Here is a 13,406-nt window from a genome sequence, read left to right on the forward strand (position 1 = left end):
ACCCCAATCAACTTGCCCATATTGAAATATGCCCACCTACGACTCCCTTATTTCTCGCCTTCAGGACAAGCTTCAAGATGAAAAGCACTTGACTTGCCATAAAATCATTAGGCAGTTTATTCATCTTTTTGAGCAGTTGAAAACACGCGAAATTCCGATTGAAGAACTTGGTGAGCCGATAGATAGACTTGACCGTTTTCTGGAAATAGAGCCCTTACGTTTTGGGCAACTAAGAACACTCAAGGGTAATATTCATGGTGTATTGAAGAAGAAATTCGAAATACTACCTCCGCATTTCTATAGAGGTCAATGGATGTCGTTAGGCATGTTGATTTTTGGAATACCATTAGGAACCGCATTAGACAACATTGCTTTTATGGGAATAGGCATTCCTATTGGGCTTGCTATTGGTGTTGCGAAAGACAAAAAAGCCCAAGAAGAAGGTAAAATGCTAACAGATATTTAGTCCTTCAAAGCTTCTTTAATTCCATTATAAATTGTTTCTATTTCGGCAATACGAATGCTGAGCTCATCAAAGGTTTCTTTATCGGCTTTGGCTTGTAATGTTTCTAAAGCTTTTACTAAATCAGTAGCGCTTAAGTGACGCGCTGGAGGAAGCATTTTATGGGCTTCGTTTTTAAGGCTTTCTCTAATTTTAAGCTGAATCGCTTTCTTTAAATTCTCTATACTTCTGGCAGAACTCGACTTAAAAATGGACACCATTTCTTTTACAAAATCGTCATCGCCCATTTCGCGCAAGCCAGAGAGATCAAACTTGGCTACTGCTTTTACCATTTTAGGAGCCGATGAACTCTTCATTTTGGTTTTCATCGTTTCTACACGAATCATTTCGAGCAAAGCATTTTCATCAAATGGTTTTCTCAATACTCGATTAAAACCAGAAGCCAAGCTCTCTTTCATTTCTTGCTCAGAAACAGTAGCGGTAAGGGCAATCATTGGGGTTTGACTGTTCTTTCCTTTTCCGGCCCGAACTTTCCTTACTACCTCTAAGCCGCTGAGCCCTGGCATTTTAACGTCTAAAATGGCAATATCAAACACCTGGGTTTCAAGTGCTGCAAGAGCTTCGGTTCCATTATGTGTCTGCACCATTTTTATATCGTGAGTTTTAAAAATGGTTTCTAAAAGTTTTAGGTTGAAGGGCTCGTCATCGGCCACTAGAACTGTAATTCCTGATAAATGAATTAGGTTTTCATCTTTCGATTTTACCTCTTCTTTTAAGCTTTGGCTAAGCGTAAAAGGCAAAATTAGTATCATTTCTGTGCCTTGGTCGGGCTCGCTTTCGATTAAAAATTCACCCTCATGTAGTTTTACCAACATGGCAGAAATAGCCAAACCAAGTCCGGTTCCTTTGGCTTCATCGGCTACTGTGGCTTGTTCAAACTCTTCAAAAATTTTGGCTTGTTTGTTCTTTGGAATACCCACACCACTATCTTTCACCACAATTCGTAAACTCACTTTTTCTGCTGACTTAGACTCGACAGAAGCACTCAGTTCGACATAGCCTTTTGGGGTAAACTTAATAGCGTTATGCAAAAGGTTAAGTATTATTTGACGTAACCTGTGCTCATCTCCTATTACATAATTCGGAATGCCATCGAAAGACGTTTTCAATTTCAAACCCTTTTCATCGGCCATTTCCTCAAAAATACGCATGGTATCGTTGAGCAATAATTTAAGGTCGAAGGCTTCTTTATTCAGCTTTACCTTATTGGCGTGAAGTTTAGAAAAGTCAAGAATGTCGTTGAGTAAATGCAGCAGGTGATCGGAAGAACTTTTAATTATTTCTAATTGGTCTTTTTGTTCTCCTGGGGCTGTAGTTTTCAATAACTGATTAGTGAAACCCGAAATGGCATTCATGGGCGTGCGGATTTCATGACTCATATTGGCCAAAAATTTCTCTTTAGCATCGGCCAGTTCTTCTGCGTTCTTTTTGGCTTCGCGAAGCACTGCTTGGTATTTTCTATTTCTACCTACATAATTCAACTGGCTGATTAATGTAATAAGCAAAAGCGCGCTTGATAATGCTGAAAAAATAACCACTTCGCGGTTGGTGTCATTGGCTAAGCCTTGAATATCTTTTACATGATCTCTACCCTCTTCAAGTTCATGTGATTCAAGCGCATTAATTACATCTATAATTTTACTCTGAAATACCTGAGACTCCTTTTCGAGTGTAGAAAGCTGATAACGCAATTCAGACCCTTTTTCCTTACTCTCTTCTTTAGCTTTGGCCAGTTCTGACATAATTTCGGTTTGGAGAATCTCTGATTGAGTTGGTGCTACGGTGGTGTCTGCTTTTATTTTATTCTCTTTTTTTCTAAACAAATTTGCGACCTTTGTCCCAAAACCAATTTTTCTTGTGGCTTCCTTCACTGTATCCGCCTCAGATATTGCCTTTGGTAAGGCCTCAATTTTCTGCGTTAAATCTTCCAAAGTATTTTCAAGCAAATCCGAATTAATGGCCGTCAATTTGGTCTGTACTTTGGCTCGTTCTTTTATCAAAAAGGAAAGGGAATCGCAGAGGGCGATCATTTCATCTTTTGTATAATTTGCTTTAAGTGAGTCAATCAAGTACTGGCTGTTGTCTAAAGAGGCATTAAAATTTCGGATATAATCGGGTTTGGAATTATTTCGATAAGCATCAATTTGAGTTTCCATCTCGTTCACGTAGAAGGATACATCCTTCAAAATCAATAGATTATAGTTTTGCTCTGCATTTTGCTGCAGCTCACTCACCATGTTATTCAATCTTTGATAGGCCTTATAGCCTGCCACCGAAATAACTACGGTAAGCACGATCAAAGCCAGATTTACAATCCATGCTAATGTGAGTCTGTTATTGAGTTTGAAGCGGGTCATTTATGGCCTAACGTTGAAAAAATAAAATATTGAAAATTACTTTCTCAATATACGCTAGATAACCTTTCGGTAGACAATATGTTCAACTCAAAAAAGCGAAAGGCACCCAATTGGATGCCTTTCAAGAATCAATTATTGAAATAAGTTGATGAGTAGGTTGGTTACTACTTTTGCTTCTACTTCAACAACTGATGTGGTTTCACCATCTATTGAAACTTGAACTTGAGTGGCTGATTCAAACTTTAATTCACCACCTAAAAGTTGATCTCTTTTATAAGAGGCTACAATTAGCTCATAATCTCCTTCTGGCATAAAGGCCAAGGTAAAGTTTCCGCTTGCATCTGCTACAGCACTATTTACTGAATTTTCAAATCTTGAATTTCCATCAGTCGGCTCGTCCATTTCAGAGTCTTCAAAAGTACCTTCCAAGTAAGCATAAACTACTACTTTATCAGCATCATCCATATTGTCTTCATCAACGGTTCCTTGAATCATACCGGTAGCCGATTTAGTAATCAATCTTGCAGTAGGTCTTAAATTAAACTCACCATTACCTCTCTTAACAAGGGCTTTTCTCAAATCTACATCAAGAACAAGTTCAGTCATACCGTTGGCCATAATTTCAAAATCACCCATAATTTTGTAGCCTGATGTTGATCCGCTTGGAACATTAATTTCATCGGTAGAGCCATTAAGATACTTCACGTAAGCTTGGTTAGAAGAAGTCAAAATCAAACGAATTTCATCGTAAGCGCCCGCTTCCAATTCTGTTTCACCCAAAATATAGGTTTCACCATTTTGGTAATCCATCAGGTTAAACTCTTTTGGAGATTCAAACATGATTGAATTCTGAATTTGACCATTGGCCATAAATTGAGCTTCATCTACCGACAAGAAAACGCCAGTGATATTCTCTGCATCCACTGCAGCATCGGTTGCTTCTAGCCTAGCGGTTCCTGTTCCGTCAAGCTCATTTGAATTGTCGTCATCGCAACTCGTAAACATTAATGTTGGAATGATTAGTAGTGTTGCAGCTAGTGATTTTAGATATTTCATAATTTTCAGTTTTAATTTAGAATTTAACTTTTGGCCATTTTGCGAACATGATGCCGATCGTGCCAACGCTCTCTAAATGGACTATTATGGGCTTTTTGAAAATTACAGCTCGCTTTACTTTTTCATTTTGAAAAGAAGTCTGTCATTTTGAAAATGAAGTTCCGAAAACTATATTTTTCGTTTATCTAGGGCTTGTCGAGTAATCCAATAAGCCCTCTATTTCCGGACTTTTATAAATAGGAAATTGAAAGCGCAGTGGATTTTTCTATTTTTGAAGAAGCACAAATAATCAGATTCAATTTATGGCGAAGGCAAAGGCAGAAGTGAAGGAAACCCCGTTGATGAAGCAGTACAATGCCATCAAAGCCAAACACCCTGGGGCGCTGTTGCTTTTTAGGGTAGGCGATTTCTACGAAACCTTTGGCGAAGATGCTATTAAAGCCAGCAAGGTGCTTGATATTGTGCTCACCAAACGCGCCAATGGCTCTGCCAGCCATATTGAATTGGCCGGTTTTCCGCATCATTCCTTAGATAACTACCTGCCTAAATTAGTACGGGCTGGAAACAGAGTTGCCATTTGCGATCAGCTGGAAGACCCTAAATCTGTAAAAGGAATTGTAAAACGCGGGGTGACTGAATTGGTGACTCCTGGCCTTTCCTTTAACGACAACGTGCTCGATAAAAAGCGAAACAACTACTTGGCTTCGCTCTTCTTCGATAAAGACCAAGTGGGCATTTCCTTTCTCGACCTTTCTACGGGTGAGTTTTTAACTGCCCAAGGTTCTAAAGAATATATAGACAAGCTCGTGCAGAGTTTAAATCCTTCGGAATTCATTTTTTGTAAATCGAACCGAGAGGTTTTCTACGATCGCTTTAAAGAATCGCACAATACCTATCATTTAGATGACTGGGTATATGCCTATGATTATGCTTACGAAAAGCTGACCAATCATTTTGAAACCGCCAACCTCAAAGGTTATGGTATAGAAAGCCTTGGCTTGGGCATTATTGCGTCAGGTGCTATTCTTCATTATTTGGAAGAAACGGAGCATAAAGAAGTAAAGCACATTGCTTCTATCAGCCGAATTGAAGAAGATAAATACGTTTGGCTCGATAAATTCACCATTCGAAATCTAGAATTGGTTTACCCGCAACAAGAAGGCGGAGTACCCTTAATTAATATTCTAGACCATACCTATACTCCAATGGGTAGCCGTTTAATGAAACGCTGGATGGTACTTCCGCTAAAGGAAAAAAGCAGAATTGAAGAGCGCCTTTCTATTGTAGATGCCTTTGCAGAAAACACCGAACTGCGCGATGAGATTTCTGCCCACCTTAAGCAAATTGGTGATTTGGAACGGTTGATTTCTAAAGTGGCCGTGGGCAGAATTAACCCACGCGAAATGAATCAGCTGCGCAAAGCTTTGGAGAATATTCGGCCAATTCAGGGCTATGCGGCCAATGCGCCACACAAGGCATTACAAGCTTTGGCAGATCAACTAAACCCTTGTGATAAACTGCTCGAGCGGATTCAAGAGCAGTTAAAAGAAGAGGCTCCTATGCTAGTGCACCAAGGTAATTTTGTGCAAGATGGCGTAGATGAAGAGCTAGATGAGCTTCGGAAAATATCGCACTCTGGAAAAGATTATTTGCTGCAAATTCAGCAGCGAGAAACGGAACGCACAGGCATTACTTCGCTAAAAATTGCCTACAATAAAGTGTTTGGTTATTACTTAGAAGTGACCAATTCACACAAAGACAAAGTACCTGCGGAGTGGATAAGAAAGCAAACCTTGGTGAACGCTGAGCGCTATATTACCGAAGAGCTAAAAACCTACGAGGACAAAATCTTAACTGCCGAAGATAAGATTCAAGCCATTGAGCAGCAGATTTTTCTCGATTTGGTTTCATTTGCGGCTGAATACACTGCCCAAGTACAGCAAAATGCCAAGGTGGTGGGCATGTTAGATTGCCTCATTTCTTTTGCCACCGTAGCCGAGATTAACCATTATTGCCGTCCGCAAATCAATGACAAAATGATCATTGATATTCAGGAAGGCCGCCATCCTGTGATTGAAAAGCAATTGCCTGTGGGCGAAAGCTATGTGCCCAATGATGTATTCTTAGACGATCATACACATCAAATTCTAATTATTACCGGACCCAACATGGCAGGTAAGTCTGCGCTCTTGCGTCAAACCGCTCTGATTGTGTTGATGGCGCAAATGGGTTGCTATGTGCCGGCCAAAGCCGCTATTTTAGGCATTACCGATAAAGTATTTACGAGAGTAGGCGCTAGTGATAACCTTTCTAAAGGCGAGTCTACCTTTATGGTAGAAATGACCGAAACGGCAAGTATACTTAACAATTTGAGCGACCGAAGCTTGGTGCTGATGGACGAAATTGGCCGAGGTACAAGTACTTACGATGGAATTTCCATTGCTTGGTCCATTGTGGAATACTTGCACAACCACGACAAATTCAAACCCAAAACACTTTTTGCTACGCATTACCACGAGCTGAATCAGTTGCAAGAAGACTTCCCTGCGATTAAGAATTTCAATGTTTCGGTGAAGGAAGTGGGCAACAAGGTAATTTTTATGCGCAAGCTTAAAGAAGGCGGTAGCGAACACAGTTTTGGTATTCACGTGGCGCAAATGGCGGGTATGCCAAACCCCGTTGTCATTCGTGCAGCGGAAATTATGCACCATTTGGAAAAGGATAAAATCCGCAACCAAACAGACGACAAGATCAAGGATATGCCGAAAAACAACTTTCAGCTGAACCTCTTCGAGGCCGATCCGACTTTTAATGAAATCAAGGAAATTCTTGAGACGCTAGACATCAACACCATTTCGCCAGTAGAAGCATTGCTAAAGCTAAATGAGATTAAAGGAAAGTTGAAGAAGTAGAAATCAATACTCCGTCATTCTGAGGGAGAGTATTTCGCGTTAGAGAAATACTCAACCGAAAACTCCGAAGCCTCGGAGTGTCTGAGCTTTGCACTACCACTCCGAACAGACAGACGCTCGCGGTTTCGTTTTTCAAACTCAACCTCAGCGTGACGGTTAATAAACCAAAAAAGCCCTCTTTCAAGGGCTTTTCTAATCATTAAGTTTGGTAAAGGCTAGTCCTTTCCATAAAGTGCTTTTCCTGTTTCGTAGTATTTATCACTTTCAATCCAGAACGGGGTTTCATCTGCATTTCCGATAAGGCGCGAAGCCAATACGTAACTGCTGAAGAACTTAAATAGATAGTCGTAATCTACGGTTTCAGGGTTGTCTCCTGGCTTGTGATAGTATTTGGTTACATCTCCATCAAAAGCACGGAAGCCCAAGCTATACGTAGGTGCTGGAATTCCTTTTCGGGCAAAGCTCACATTATCCGATCGATCGAATAGGCCTTGCTCACCCGCAGGATCATCAATAGCGGTTAAGCCATAAGCCGTGTTGGCATCTTTTATCAATTGCGGTACTACGGTAAATCTTTCTAAGCCAATTACAGTAGAAACAGTAGTGTCGTTATAGCCAGCGTTATCGCTATTCCAGCAGAAAACAATTTCGTTAAGCGGAATAATTGGGTTATCGGCCATCCAGCGACTTCCGATCAGACCTTTCTCTTCGCCTGTGTACAACACAAAAAGCGCAGATCTTCTCATTGGGTATTTCCCGATGTTCTCTGCCGCAGAAAGCACCGTTACTGTTCCAATCGCGTTATCGCGAGTTCCGTTGTAAATTGAGTCTCCTGTTTCGTCTGGCCTTCCAATGCCTACGTGATCGTAGTGTGCAGAGAACATGATGAACTCATCTTTCAATTCAGGATCAGTGCCCTCAATCATGGCCAACACATTTTTGTCTTTGGTCAGCTCATTCACCATTCCCTTGATTTCAATATTCGCTCTTTTGATGCTGCGCGTCATCATAAACTTTTGGGTAGAATTGTCAGCATCCTTCAACCAAAGCTGAGGAATAATTCTTCCTTCATCACCATCAGGGTCGATACTCAAGCTAGTGCTTCTGAAACGGGCTCCTACTTGTTCGAACGAAGTAGGAAGGTTATAGAATTCTACGATTCCAGCGGCTCCATTTTCTAAAGCCAATTGGTATTTCTGACGGCTGAACTGAAGAATTTGACGTGTGTCGGTTGCTTCTCCATCACCAATTTTAGCGAATACTATTTTGCCCTCTACATCCTTTCCTTCATAATCGGCTGCCAATGCATAATTGAGAAAAACGATTTCGCCTTCCACTTTTTCGCTTTGGCCTTCTAATACTAAAAGGTTGGTTCCTAGTTCAAAATTCTTTCCCGAGAAATCTAAAGTAGCAGACTCCGCTGGGCTTTTCTTTCTAATTGGTACAGCCTGAAAATAACCATCGGCACCGGGCACAGGTTTAGCGCCATAAGCTTTCAACTGATCAGCAATGTAGTCTGCTGCTTTTAAAATTTCTGGTGAGCCGGTATCGCGGCCTTTCATTTCATCAGAAGCCAAGTAGTAAATGTGCTCCTTAATGGTTTCTTTGTTTACCGTGTTATCTGTTTTTTCTTTGTCAGTAAGAGGACTGCAGGCGCTACCAATAAACAGCAACAAGCCTGAAAAAAGGAGTGTCTTTTTCATATTACTTCAATTCAAAATATTTAAAAACAGGGTATTCAACAGCTTTTTGATCAATGCCATTCTTTTGGAAATACTCATCGAAGAAATTCCAAGTTACTAACCCATCATCTGATTCTGGTTCTAACATATAGAAAATAAGATTGGCCAAAGGCTGAGCTAAATCTACCCAATAATCGCCTTTACCAAATTTCTTAGTGGCGCTTTCAAAGGCTCCTTCAATGGTGGCCATGTTGTGCTTTTCGAAAGGCCTTTGTGCTAGCGCTAATTTTGTCGCTTTATATGCCTGCCCTGTTGCTCTCACATTCTTTTCAAGCTTAGTCACCTTCACCCCGTTTTTCATTAAGTGCTCGGCAATGTTGGCAAACTCGGCTGGAATAATGTAGCCTTTTGGTAAAATAGCAGTAACTGTTTGAGTAAACGCACTGTAATTCACTACGTCAGGCAACTCAACAATTTCTGGCTTTCTTAAATAGCGTTTTCCAGGTCTGTTGCCTTCAGTTTCTTCATATTCCAAATAATTGTATGCTCGGTAAGCAGGAATTTTTTCTTCTAACGGTGTCATTTCAAACCTTACTCCTTTGCTTACTTTTCCACCTTGTTCTTTCACTAATTGAATGGCTGCGGCTTCTGCTTGCGCATTTACCTTCAACATTTCCTTTCCATTCTTATTGGTGAACTCCAAAATCTCTCTAATAAATGCATAGGTAGAATTGATACGCTGATACAAACGCTCATGAGCGAAAGCTTCACTCAAAATTGCCATTCTATTTCTTAAACCAAACTGGTTTACCAAATAGCGTGGGTGATGATTATAGGTGCTAATAGACTTAATCGGCCAGCCTTCTCTCTGTGGGTAGAAGTAGCCATAAGGGCCTAAATGTATTTCATCTTTTTTCTTTACCTGTGAGGTAACCTCAGGAAGAATTCTATCCCACGTAAAGTCATATGGTGCTTTTTCGCCAGCGGTGTGGTAGCTAGGTGCCCAAGTAAGTGAATAACCATGCCAAACACCGTTGGTTGTGTGTAAGTCTACGAAAAGCGCAGGGTCCCAAGGCACAATGATATTTTGAATAAGTCCGTTAGTTTCTAAGGCTTCTTGTTTGATGCCATCACGGTTCAAATCCCAGCCTTGGCTATTTTCTCTAATTCCCACTTCTTTTGGGCTGTCTTCTTGCGAAGGTCTACGGCCAGCTTCCATTTTATCGTTAGAATCGGTATTGTAGATAGGTGCAAAAAGGATGATTTGATTGTCCAAAAGATATCCCTTGTCTCCGTGAAGGATTTCGCGAAGCATTACCTGCACCGCTTCTTTTCCTTCTACTTCTCCCGAGTGAATATTTCCTTGGATATAAATGATGGGCTTGCCACTTGCTTTTGCTTCAGCTGGCGTGCTCACTTTTGGGTTTGCCAACACCAATACAGGAATGTCTTTTCCTTCTAAACTCTTACCCATAGAAATACGGGTTACCTTATTGCTTCCTTTACTCACGGCATCTATAAATGCCATTACATCGGCATAGCTAGAGGTTTTCTCGTAGTTTGAAAGTTCTGGTGTGGTTAATAATGCTTTTGGTAGGTCTTGCGCAGTTACTGAAAAGGCAAAACAGCTTAAGATCAAAAGATAAAAAAGTCTCATAATTATCAATTTAGGATCGGTGAAATTACCAAAAACAAGCAGATGTTTTGCTATGTTCAAATTGCTTTTATTTCGCTTTTATATAGGCGGTACTGCCTTTAATCGTATCCTTTTATAATTTCAATTGACCAATTCTAGCCTATATGAACAGACGTAATTTTGTAAAACAGACAAGTTTAATTACCGGCATTGGTGCCACAACGGGCTTCTCGTTTTTAAGCGCTTTGTTTGATCAAGGTGGTTATAAAATGAATCCATTAAGAAATAACGTTGGCTTTTTTACTGAAAAAGGCGGAACGATTGGCTGGATGGCCTCCAATAATGGAATTGTAGTAGTAGACACGCAGTATCAAGATTCTGCTGCTCATTTGATTGAAGAATTAAAGAAAAAAACGAATCGACAAATCGACCTTTTGATCAATACGCATCATCATGGCGATCACACTTCGGGCAATATTGCTTTCAAAGGCTTGGTTAAAGAGTTTGTTGCTCATGAAAACTCAAAATCTAATTTAGCACGAACCTCCAGAAATCCGGAAAACACGCTTTTGCCCAATACTACTTATAAGTCTGGAAAATGGAGTAAAAAAGTGGGTGACGAGACCATGGCGCTACATTATTTTGGGGCGGGCCATACCGATGGAGATTCGGTGGTTCACTTCGAAAACGCGAATATTGTTCATATGGGTGATCTGCTTTTTAACAGAAGACCACCCTTTATTGATAAATCTGCTGGGGCAAATATGGCCAATTGGCAGGTGGTTCTTGAAAAAACTTATAATACCTTTGACAACGATACGATTTTCGTTTACGGACACGCTGGAGATGGTTATAATGTTCAAGGAAAGCGCGAAGATTTGAAGGCTTTTAGTAACTATTTGGCCAAATCATTAGAGTACGTTAAAAAAGGAATTGACGCAGGAAAGACAAAAGAAGCTTTGTCGGATGTGAATGAAATACCAGGTGCTCCTGAATGGAAAGGAAACCAATCTAGAACAATTGATGCAGCCTATATAGAGCTGTTTGAAGGAAAATAATGATTTTAAAAAAACTTACCCTATCTGTTATATTAACACTTTTTGCCCTTCCTACTGAGCAAAATGGCGTTGGCCTAAGCTTACTGGAAAAAATGTATGCACGCTACCAAGGCAAATGGTACAAAAATCTCACTTTCGATCAACAAACCATTAGGTACGATGAAGATGGAAATGTAGTGAGTGAAAATATTTGGTACGAAGCCATCCAAATGCCCGACAAGCTGGCCATTAAGTTTGATGAGATGGACAAAGGCAATGGAATGATTTTCAGAAATGACTCTATCTATCAACTGAAAGAAGGAGTGGTTTCAGCTTCAAGAATAATGTACCACCCTTTGCTGATTTTAGGCTTTTCTGTTTACGACCAACCAGCGGTAAAAACAGCCAGGGCCCTTACAATTTTGGGGTTCGACTTAGAAAAAGCCTACCAACGAGACTACAACGGTAAAAAAGTATATGTGGTAGGGGCGCTAGAAGGAGATGAAAGTTCGAACCAATTTTGGATAGATAAAGAAACGCTTCTATTTGTTAGAATGACGCAGAACTTTGGAAACGGACGAAATCAGGATGTTCATTTTGATAAATATGAGAAAGTTGGTGGGGGCTGGGTAGCTACTGAAATAAAGTTTTATACCGACAACAAGTTGAGGTTATTGGAAACCTATTCCAATATCAAATCTCCTAAATCGCTTTCTCCTGAAATATTTGAGCCTAATAGTTTTGAAGGCGCCAAGTGGATGCCATAACTGCTTGTATAACATCAAAGCATAAAAAAATGCCTCTCAATTAGTTTCGAGAGGCATTTTTAGTATTTGCCTATAAGGTTTATAAATCGAATAGGTGAGTATTTAGCTTTTTAAGCGCTTCTACCTTAGAGCCCTCATCTGTCAATAAAGAAATATTATGTCGGCTACCACCGTATGAAATCATTCGAATTGGAATGCTGGTCAAAGCTTCAAAAATATTATTGACTACCCCTTTTCTTTCGGCCACAAAATTACCTACTACGCAAATTATGGTTTGATTTTTATCCACCTCCACGGTACCAAATTTCTCTAGCTCCGTAAGAATTTTATTCAAATAAGTATTGTCATCTATGGTTACCGAAACAGCCACTTCTGAAGTGGTAATCATATCAATTGGTGTTTTGTACTTCTCGAAAATCTCGAACACCTTTCTTAAGAAACCATAAGCCAAGAGCATTCGGCTCGACTTAATCTTGATGGCGGTAATTCCATCTTTTGCGGCCAAAGCCTTCACATCATCAGAAGTGGTTGCAGTGCTAATCACGGTTCCTTTTGCCTCTGGCTGCATGGTATTCAACAAACGCACTGTAATTCCCATTTTCTGCGCTGGCCAAATAGAAGCAGGGTGTAAAATCTTCGCTCCGAAATAGGCAAGCTCGGCAGCTTCGTCAAAAGAAAGCTCGGCAATCGGAAAAGTTTTATCTACCACCCTAGGGTCATTATTATGCATTCCGTCAATGTCCGTCCAAATTTGAATTTCGGTGGCATTAATGGCTGCGCCTACCAAAGAGGCCGTGTAGTCGCTTCCTCCACGCTGCAAATTGTCAATTTCACCTTTATGATTTTTGCAGATATAGCCTTGGGTAATAAAAATTGTAGCGTCATTTTCCTTTACTAAAATGGCTTTTAGCTTTTCAGAAATAAGATCCAAATCTGGCTCTTCCTCTTCGTTGGTACGCATAAACTCAAGGGCCGGAAGCAGCTTTGCGCTTACCCCAATCTCTTCTAAATAAAGCGTGAAAAGTTTGGTAGACATCAGTTCGCCTTGTGCCAAAATATCTCTGTTCAGTGCCTCATTGAATGATATTTTGAGCGTAATGAGCAAAAACTCAAAGTGCTCATCAATCATTTTTTGTGCTTCTTGGGCCTTTTCTGAAGTAGAAAACAAAGCTTCTATAAAAGTAGCATAATGCTCCCTAAGAGCTTGAATCTTAGATTTTGCTTCTTCCTTATCACTTTTGGCCAATGACTCACCAATGGATACAAGGGCATTGGTAGTGCCTGAAAGGGCCGATAAAACAACAATTTTAGAGTGCTCGTCTTTGGTAATAAGCTGAGCCACTTGGTGCATTCGCTCCGGTTTTCCAACCGAAGTTCCTCCGAATTTTAAGACCTGCATAAATTGATCTGGAAAAGTAAATAGTGAAAATTATTAA

General features: G+C 40.3%; 10 protein-coding genes. 4 read left to right on the forward strand and 6 right to left on the reverse strand.

The annotated features are described in order from the left end of the window. The first annotated feature begins 28 nt into the window (after window positions 1–28). Window positions 29–466: a hypothetical protein gene (locus AWW67_RS07805; protein ID WP_062300954.1), complete on the forward strand. Its 438-nt coding sequence runs from the start codon at window positions 29–31 to the stop codon at window positions 464–466. Here the strand turns inward: AWW67_RS07805 and AWW67_RS07810 are convergent. After that, window positions 463–2,880: an ATP-binding protein gene (locus AWW67_RS07810; RefSeq protein WP_062300955.1), complete on the reverse strand. Its 2,418-nt coding sequence runs from the start codon at window positions 2,878–2,880 to the stop codon at window positions 463–465. The genes AWW67_RS07805 and AWW67_RS07810 overlap by 4 nt on opposite strands. A gap of 132 nt (window positions 2,881–3,012) precedes the next feature. After that, window positions 3,013–3,936, reverse strand: a complete 924-nt coding sequence (locus AWW67_RS07815; protein ID WP_141655403.1) for a DUF4382 domain-containing protein — start codon at window positions 3,934–3,936, stop codon at window positions 3,013–3,015. A 302-nt stretch (window positions 3,937–4,238) separates the two neighbouring features. Here AWW67_RS07815 and mutS point away from each other — a divergent pair, with 302 nt between their 5' ends. Beyond that, complete coding sequence (gene mutS, locus AWW67_RS07820; protein WP_062300957.1) at window positions 4,239–6,848, forward strand: DNA mismatch repair protein MutS; 2,610 nt, start codon at window positions 4,239–4,241, stop codon at window positions 6,846–6,848. 14 nt (window positions 6,849–6,862) lie between these two features. Here mutS and AWW67_RS07825 read toward each other — a convergent pair whose 3' ends face one another. The 3 genes from AWW67_RS07825 to AWW67_RS07835 are packed head-to-tail and all read right to left on the reverse strand — an operon-like array spanning window position 6,863 to window position 10,187. After that, on the reverse strand, window positions 6,863–7,048 hold the full coding sequence (locus AWW67_RS07825; protein ID WP_062300958.1) for a hypothetical protein: 186 nt from the start codon (window positions 7,046–7,048) through the stop codon (window positions 6,863–6,865). A 15-nt stretch (window positions 7,049–7,063) separates the two neighbouring features. After that, window positions 7,064–8,551, reverse strand: coding sequence for a M28 family peptidase (locus AWW67_RS07830; protein ID WP_053221653.1), 1,488 nt, complete (start codon window positions 8,549–8,551; stop codon window positions 7,064–7,066). A gap of 1 nt (window position 8,552) precedes the next feature. Next, window positions 8,553–10,187, reverse strand: coding sequence for a M14 family metallopeptidase (locus AWW67_RS07835; RefSeq protein WP_062300959.1), 1,635 nt, complete (start codon window positions 10,185–10,187; stop codon window positions 8,553–8,555). 143 nt (window positions 10,188–10,330) lie between these two features. On the opposite strand from AWW67_RS07835, the gene AWW67_RS07840 reads away from it, so the two are divergent. Together AWW67_RS07840 and AWW67_RS07845 are read left to right on the forward strand one after the other, a co-directional pair. Beyond that, window positions 10,331–11,224, forward strand: a complete 894-nt coding sequence (locus AWW67_RS07840; protein WP_062300960.1) for an MBL fold metallo-hydrolase — start codon at window positions 10,331–10,333, stop codon at window positions 11,222–11,224. Further along, the gene (locus AWW67_RS07845; RefSeq protein ID WP_053221656.1) at window positions 11,224–11,970 is read left to right on the forward strand and encodes a hypothetical protein; all 747 of its coding nucleotides are present in this window, start codon (window positions 11,224–11,226) and stop codon (window positions 11,968–11,970) included. Before AWW67_RS07840 ends, AWW67_RS07845 begins: the two co-directional genes overlap by 1 nt. A 79-nt stretch (window positions 11,971–12,049) precedes the next feature. Here the strand turns inward: AWW67_RS07845 and AWW67_RS07850 are convergent, their stop codons facing one another. Beyond that, window positions 12,050–13,369: an aspartate kinase gene (locus AWW67_RS07850; RefSeq protein ID WP_062300961.1), complete on the reverse strand. Its 1,320-nt coding sequence runs from the start codon at window positions 13,367–13,369 to the stop codon at window positions 12,050–12,052. Between the last annotated feature and the right edge of the window lie 37 nt (window positions 13,370–13,406).

Source organism: Roseivirga seohaensis, assembly GCF_001592945.1.
Classification (GTDB): Bacteria; Bacteroidota; Bacteroidia; order Cytophagales; family Cyclobacteriaceae; genus Roseivirga; species Roseivirga seohaensis.

Bases quoted from the DNA above. Each gene is read 5' to 3' on its own strand.
- AWW67_RS07805 (WP_062300954.1), top strand. From the start codon at position 29: ATGCCCACCTACGACTCCCTTATTTCTCGCCTTCAGGACAAGCTTCAA.
- AWW67_RS07810 (WP_062300955.1), bottom strand. From the start codon at position 2,880: ATGACCCGCTTCAAACTCAATAACAGACTCACATTAGCATGGATTGTA.
- AWW67_RS07815 (WP_141655403.1), bottom strand. From the start codon at position 3,936: ATGAAATATCTAAAATCACTAGCTGCAACACTACTAATCATTCCAACA.
- mutS (WP_062300957.1), top strand. From the start codon at position 4,239: ATGGCGAAGGCAAAGGCAGAAGTGAAGGAAACCCCGTTGATGAAGCAG.
- AWW67_RS07825 (WP_062300958.1), bottom strand. From the start codon at position 7,048: ATGATTAGAAAAGCCCTTGAAAGAGGGCTTTTTTGGTTTATTAACCGT.
- AWW67_RS07830 (WP_053221653.1), bottom strand. From the start codon at position 8,551: ATGAAAAAGACACTCCTTTTTTCAGGCTTGTTGCTGTTTATTGGTAGC.
- AWW67_RS07835 (WP_062300959.1), bottom strand. From the start codon at position 10,187: ATGAGACTTTTTTATCTTTTGATCTTAAGCTGTTTTGCCTTTTCAGTA.
- AWW67_RS07840 (WP_062300960.1), top strand. From the start codon at position 10,331: ATGAACAGACGTAATTTTGTAAAACAGACAAGTTTAATTACCGGCATT.
- AWW67_RS07845 (WP_053221656.1), top strand. From the start codon at position 11,224: ATGATTTTAAAAAAACTTACCCTATCTGTTATATTAACACTTTTTGCC.
- AWW67_RS07850 (WP_062300961.1), bottom strand. From the start codon at position 13,369: ATGCAGGTCTTAAAATTCGGAGGAACTTCGGTTGGAAAACCGGAGCGA.